The 6284-nt window shown below is 58.8% G+C and carries 8 protein-coding genes; 3 read left to right on the top strand and 5 right to left on the bottom strand.

The window, feature by feature from the left end; all coding sequences use genetic code 11:
- Window positions 1-44 precede the first annotated feature (44 nt).
- On the bottom strand, window positions 45-1040 hold the full coding sequence (gene fliG, locus GNZ13_RS44315) for a flagellar motor switch protein FliG (protein ID WP_172176962.1): 996 nt from the start codon (window positions 1038-1040) through the stop codon (window positions 45-47).
- A gap of 367 nt (window positions 1041-1407) precedes the next feature.
- On the opposite strand from fliG, the gene GNZ13_RS44310 reads away from it, so the two are divergent.
- Window positions 1408-1854 (top strand): hypothetical protein, encoded by a 447-nt coding sequence (locus tag GNZ13_RS44310; RefSeq protein ID WP_172176960.1) that lies wholly within the window; start codon window positions 1408-1410, stop codon window positions 1852-1854.
- Window positions 1855-1952: 98 nt separating this feature from the next.
- Here the strand turns inward: GNZ13_RS44310 and GNZ13_RS44305 are convergent, their stop codons facing one another.
- The 3 genes from GNZ13_RS44305 to GNZ13_RS44295 form a co-directional block, all read right to left on the bottom strand.
- The gene (locus GNZ13_RS44305; RefSeq protein ID WP_236002454.1) at window positions 1953-2162 is read right to left on the bottom strand and encodes a hypothetical protein; all 210 of its coding nucleotides are present in this window, start codon (window positions 2160-2162) and stop codon (window positions 1953-1955) included.
- 212 nt (window positions 2163-2374) lie between these two features.
- Complete coding sequence (locus GNZ13_RS44300; protein WP_236002455.1) at window positions 2375-2584, bottom strand: hypothetical protein; 210 nt, start codon at window positions 2582-2584, stop codon at window positions 2375-2377.
- 316 nt (window positions 2585-2900) lie between these two features.
- The gene (locus GNZ13_RS44295) at window positions 2901-3170 is read right to left on the bottom strand and encodes a hypothetical protein (protein WP_172176956.1); all 270 of its coding nucleotides are present in this window, start codon (window positions 3168-3170) and stop codon (window positions 2901-2903) included.
- Here GNZ13_RS44295 and GNZ13_RS44290 point away from each other — a divergent pair.
- Window positions 3169-3417, top strand: a complete 249-nt coding sequence (locus GNZ13_RS44290; protein WP_172176954.1) for a hypothetical protein — start codon at window positions 3169-3171, stop codon at window positions 3415-3417. The genes GNZ13_RS44295 and GNZ13_RS44290 overlap by 2 nt on opposite strands.
- Window positions 3418-4509: 1092 nt before the next feature.
- On the opposite strand, the gene GNZ13_RS44285 is transcribed toward GNZ13_RS44290, so the two are convergent.
- Window positions 4510-5274 carry a hypothetical protein gene (locus GNZ13_RS44285; RefSeq protein WP_328807386.1) on the bottom strand — a complete coding sequence of 255 codons (765 nt, stop codon included), beginning with the start codon at window positions 5272-5274 and terminating at the stop codon, window positions 4510-4512.
- A gap of 488 nt (window positions 5275-5762) precedes the next feature.
- Between GNZ13_RS44285 and GNZ13_RS44280 the strand changes: the two genes are divergently transcribed.
- Window positions 5763-6284 (top strand): SDR family NAD(P)-dependent oxidoreductase (locus tag GNZ13_RS44280; protein WP_172176952.1); only part of this gene is annotated, 522 nt, incomplete at its 3' end.

Genomic DNA, 6284 nt, shown 5'->3' with positions numbered 1-6284 from the left:
GGTATCCCCGATTCTCATCGCTGATGTTCGCGCAGGGAGGCACTTCAGACATACATGTCGTCAGCCTTGTCACCAAGCGCTATCTCGCCGCTTCCGGCAAGGTCGCGCGCGACCTGCAGAACCTTGCGCTGTTGTGCTTCGACTTCCGAGAGGCGCACCGGGCCGCGTGCGTCCATATCTTCGGAAAACAGCTCCGCCGCGCGTTGCGACATATTCGCCATGAATTTCTGACGCAGCTCGGGCGGCCCGACCTTCAGTGCGATCCCCAGTGTCTCCGTGCCAACTTCCCTGAGCAGCAGCCGGATCGCGCGATCATCAAGCTCGACCAGGTTCTCGAACGTGAACATCTCGTCAATGATCCTTTGCGCGAGATCGTCGTCGTAGCTGCGTACGTTGTCGATTACCGATTCTTCGTGCTGGATTGACAGGTAGTTGAGGATTTCCGCTGCCGCGCGAACGCCGCCAACCGCCTTGCGTTTCACGTTACCGCTGCCAGACAGCAACTCGGTCATCACTTCGTCGAGTTCGCGCAATGCAGCCGGCTGGATGCCGTCGAGCGTGGCGATGCGCAGCAGCACGTCGTTGCGCGTCCGTTCGGTGAAGCATTCGAGTACGTCAGAAGCCTGCTCCGGGTCCAGGTGCACGAGGATGGTTGCGATGATTTGCGGGTGTTCGTTTTTGATCAGTTCCGCGACGGCTGGCGCATCCATCCACTTCAGGCCTTCGATGCCGCCAACGTCGTCACCGAGCAGAATACGGTCGATGACGTTGCCAGCCTTGTCTTCGCCGAGCGCCCTGGTCAGCACCGACCGGATGTAATCCTTCGAGTCAAGCGACAAGGTCGTGTGCGTTTCTGCTTCCTTGATGAAGTCTTGCAGTACTGTGTCGACGGCACCGCGCGTGACGTTTTTCAGCGCGGCCATCGCGATGCTGATCTTCTGCACCTCACGTGGGTCGAGGAACCGGAAGGCTTCGGCCGCCTCGTCTTCACCGAGCGACATCAGTAGCAACGCGGCCTTGTTGATCCCTTCGGCGTTCACTGGCCGCTCCGTGACTTGCTAACAACGATTGCAGCGATCTTCTGATCTCTTTGTCCCGGCAAGCGCGCGCCGTTCAGTTGTTGTCCAGACGTTGGGAGCAATGCTCCATCCGTCGGTCGCATGCCTCCCGGAGACCTTAAAGGGCGACGGACCGTGGGCCAGCCAGGGCGTGCCGGAAGTACATGCCGGACACGTTGCGCGAGCCGGTCCGCTTTAAGTCCGGCACGGTACGCTGACCTGAACGGTGCGGGATTCATGCGTCGGTGCCTCGGCGGCGAGGTACGTTCAGGTTGACCCACTCGTAAGCATCGTGCCCAAGCCTGCCCACTTCGCGCCACACGGCGAAGGGAATCTCCTGGCGGGCCGCGTGCCGATCAACCAGACCCTGGCATGCCTGTGTCATCTGTCGAAGCAGCACAATCGCATGTGTTTCAGCTCTCTCCCCGTGCTGCTCGAGCGCCGTCTTCGCCTCGTGAGCCCGTTGAAACATTGCCCGCCATTGGGAATCCCGGATTTCCTGAGCGTGAGTGCCTCGCTGCGCGAGCGCGCTCGAAACAATGTAGAGGTTTTTGAGCGCCGTGGTGACTTCTGGTGGCAACACAACGCAGCCTTCGCTGCAGCCCGGCTGCGTGCGCGTCATCAGCATGCCCTCGACAAATCCGCCAGGGGTGTGACCGCGAGATCCGTTCTCGACGAAGCCTTGCGACCTCTTGGGGAACGGGCGGGACGTGAGATGTTAGCCAGCCGGTGCAAATCTGGACTGGGTAGCGGTGTTTGTGAGATGCCGGTCGAGGTGGCGCTCATGCGGGCGTGACAAGTGTTGTGGATGAGAAATTCGCTGGACTGTTCAGGTCGCTTTCTGCCTTTCGTGCAGATGTGGCTACCGGATGGGGAAGCAATAGCCGGCTTACTTTAGTGTTTGCGGCCAAAACACGCCTGGGCGGCTTCGAAGGGCGACAGGCCCGCGCCGAAATAGCCCCGAAGACGCTTTATGGTCACAGGGTCGGGATGATAGTGCGGGCGGATAAATCCCGCTTCAACGGCTTCGCCGTACCAGGCACGCGTCCACTGGTCCAGGCCCTGTTCATACATTAGCGATACGTATTTCGACTCGTTAAACATCATGATTTCCGAAAGCTCAATAGACGCGTTCGCCGTACATGATCGCGCGGACACTGCAGGCAATCAGCCGACGCGACGATGCCTGGTGCCGCACAACGTTGTCCGCGAATTTCTGACGTGTGACACCAGCAGCAATTGATGCAACTGCGGCAGGCGTGTTCAGGGAATCAGCGCGCTTGTCGTGACCATACTCAAAGACTCTGCGACGCCGGTCACTGCTGTAGTGAGACACTACATCCCGCGACGGGAGTGCCGAGCAGGTTGAGTAGCGCGCGGAGTCGTTGCCGGTCCTGCGCCGACAGCCCAGGGCGTGTCAGCAGGCACTCGATCTGCGATATCCAGTAGTCGCGACGGATAAGTCGTGGGCGACAAACCAGAGCGTTCAGTGCCTTCTCCAGTTGTCCAATCTCGGTCTTCACCATGTTCACGTTCATCTCCTTTCGCGATCCTCTGAAATCCGGAATGTCACGCGAGCTGTCGTGGACCGCAGCAGACACCTCATTCGCAAGCGATCAGTGGCTGTTTCCATCAGCCTGCTCGACGTCGACGGCGCTCAGGCATCCGCTGGGATGCGACACACGCTCCATGTGACACAACATCTGCTACCGGTAATTTAGCCATATCACCATCAGGACGTAGGCGAGGACGAAGAGCCAACCCAGAGTGCCATCAGTCCATGTCGACATCGGCTTTCTCCTTCGATACCGGGTAGTGAGTACGTGCGCCCGTTTCCCGCTTTCACTCCGGCTCAGCAGCAGTCCACCGCGTCCAGCCGCCTTGTCCATCTGCACCGGTGACGCGCAAGGCGCGGGAGCCGTCGGTGAACGTCAGGCATTCAACGCGAAGACGCCGGTCTGCGTCAGTACCATGTGCGTGGACATCGCCGCCCTCATGCCTGAAATGCAGCTTGCCTTCCTGCAAGAGATCCAGCGATGACTGATCTCCTGGGTATGTGCGTTTACGGTCCCACCGGTTCAGGAGCGTCGCGGCAACTTCGGCGTCGAACATGTTGAACTTTCCTCAGCGGGCAGATAAGGATGTCAGCCCGAAGCATCTTGAAGTGTGTGTCATGGCCGCCTTGAAACGCGCGATCGCGCCCGGGTATCGACGCTCTGTTCGTTCGATGCGCCTGGTGCAACAGCCATACGTCGAATCCCTTGATGGCGGTCAAACAGACGAGGTTTGGGAGCAATGGCAGCCACAGTTTTTGGGCAAACGTTTGCCTTTCCATGTTCGACCCGCCGTCACGGCATGAATGAAATCAACATGTATTACGGCATCCATTCCTATATTTTGACGGGGGTAAACCCTGTGCCAGCATGCCATGCGCATGGGAGCCAGACAGTGCGTGCAATAGTCTGCGCTGCACAGGTTCTGGCATGGGCCTTCGGAACAGCCAGAATCCTTCAGCCGACACGACCTGTCGGCTTTTTTCGTCAGCGTGTGGGCGAGCGCTCGTGCGAATCTACGGACCCGGAAGAGTCTTTCCATTGGAGAATTCGTTGATAGCGGGAGAATTCGTTGATAGCGAGCACCGCCACTGTGGGTTGCGGACCGGTACATCGACCGGTTCGCCGAGCGAGTGCATTGCGCGCATTGCGACGGGCGCATCTTCGGGTACGCTCCCTAACCGAAGCTTCGGTCACATGCGTTCGGACGCAAGGCACACGACGCTCTGGTCTTCTTCCGTTGCGTCTAGCCTCGTGCCGGACCTTCAATCAGAAAATCCCGGTTGTCCGCCATGCGTTACGCCAGAGACGCCGGGGCGATATGGAGTAGGGTCTACGGCTTGCTCCAGACCTGTTTCCAACACATGAGAAAGGTACCGCGGGCGTCCCTTGAGACTGCTCCTTCGACCGGACACGCGGTGCCCACTAGTGCAGGGCCGAAGTGGGCGACCTCTCTATCCGCGTCAGCGAGTACATCGGCGGGCACCCGGCCCCAAATCGACAAGCTGGCAAGTACACCTGTACAGCCAACCAGGATAACGAGAGTACGTTTTAATCGGGTCGGGCGGCTGGCGATAAAATCAAATGGCATTGGGAAGCCTCGTCTGGCGGGGGATTTATGAGCGGTCTTATCGGCACCGGCCTCCGAAACCATAGATCTCCGTTCAATCTTTTTTTTCGGGACAGATTGCGAGGAGAAGGGCGAATGATGGGTCGAAGCTAAAGCGGCAATCTTCCAGGCGTTTGGGTCGACTTATTCGTAGTCCACGAGTGCATGTCCCGCCTCGACTGGCAGCGAGCTGCCAGTCCCACCAGTATCGATGAAAGCGGGACGGACTATCTATATCGGGTCGGTTACGGAAACTATCCGCGCAGGCGGGATCCGAGCTCACGATGTTTCAGGCGCTTAGCACCTGTTTGAACCGTTGCAAGTCAACTCGCCGATCGACTGTAGACTCCATTCGACGCTCGAGCGACGCCTTGCGCTTTTCTTCAGCGTTCGCGATGAAGTCGGACAGTTCGCGCTCCAAGGCTGAGTCTTTGGCGCCCGGCTTCCACCTCGCGGCTCCGTGCCGCCGGCGCGTGGTCCGGGCAAGTGCTAGCGCTGCCATCGCAGCTTTTGCACATTCGTATTCAACCTGGCCACAAAGGTCGATCGGCTCACCGAATTCGCGGAACGCTTCCACATACTCCCGAGCGGCGTACACCGTTGCCGGGTACTCACGGAGCTCGGAGATGACTTTGCGGCTCAGGACGTGCCACTGAAGCCTGTCCGGGTAGGCAAAGACCGGGATGGACACGCCCTTGCTGGCTTCGCGGCTCATCGGGTCGGCGGGCTCCGATGCCGCCCAGGCGGCCTTATGCATCATCGTCCGGCAGGTTCGGGCGTAGCTTTCCAGCGATAACGCGAGCTCCAATCCAGTATCGCGTTGCTGACGCTTGCGCTCCCTGGCATCCCTCGCTGAGATCCAGGTGAGCGTTATGACAGAACCGACTGCCGCTGATGTCAGCGCCAAAGTTACCGGAGTGTTCCAGTCGACTCGCTGGAGAAATTCAAGCCATTCCTGCCGCATACGATGCGCCTCGGAGAAAGAGGTGCAGAGAGTATAAGCAATCGTTTGCGCAGCAATCAGAGCAAAATTGGCGTTGTGTGTTTTCCCCACAATCGCTTCAGTACGGCGGTGAGTATCTTGACAAAATATGTAATCCAGGGCAGCAGCCGGACCAGAACGAGGGGACGCGCGCAAGATATTCAGGGCCGGTCCGCTTCCTAAGTAGACCGGGTCTGCCGGTCGTGGCCACCACCGTTTGCTCGCTCAATCGGCAAGCTTCGGCCAGAAGCTAGATGCACCGTCCTGGATCGTTGGTGATCGATTTGGAATCAGTGACAGATAAGGCATAGATTGGGGAGAAGCCGGTAACGCAAGATTCAAGGTGCGAGCGCCGCGCATTGAACGCCTAAACTGTTTCAATGCATGGAGACGGGGCAACTCGTGACGCGATTCGCTGAAGGCGATATCGAAACGGACCGGACATTGAGTATGGAACGCTGAGAGCCGACATCGGGATTCGCCATAGCCAGACGCGAGGAAGGGGCGGTCGCTGGTGCCCATCGGATCGCGCGGGTTTGGAACCACCAGGAGGAGCGGCTGTGAAGAAAGAGCAACAGGTTGCGCTTGTGACGAATGCGTCGGACTATGCAGGCCCGCCTGCTGTAGCAGCGCTGCTGGATGCGGGATTCCGGGTGCTTGTCCACGATGATTCCTTCGTGGACGACATCGCGTGGGAGCACTTTTCGAACGCGAATGACAGTGTCGAGCGTGTGAGCGGCAAAAGTTTTGAGTTGCTGGTCGAAGCCGCATGGGCCGTCACTGGGCGGGTTGATGCCATTGTCAGTAACGACCACTTTCCCGCTATCCATCGGCCCACTGTGGATGCATCACTGGATGACCTGCGGCAGACGCTAGAAAAGCTGGTCGTCCGCCCTTTCGCTTTGGTAAAGGCGGCAATCCCGCGTATGACACAGCAGGGCGGCGGAAACCTTGTATTAGTGACATCGTGCAGGACGAAACTGCCGATGCATGGAGGCGCCATTCCTGATGCTGCGAGGGATGCCGCGAATGCATTGGTTCGATCGTTTTCCGTCGAACTTGCGCCACTTAACATTGCCGTC

The organism is Paraburkholderia elongata (assembly GCF_013177735.1).
Classification (GTDB): domain Bacteria; phylum Pseudomonadota; class Gammaproteobacteria; order Burkholderiales; family Burkholderiaceae; genus Paraburkholderia; species Paraburkholderia elongata.
Note: the sequence above shows the minus strand (reverse complement) of the source record. Positions and strands in the feature narration are given on the sequence as shown.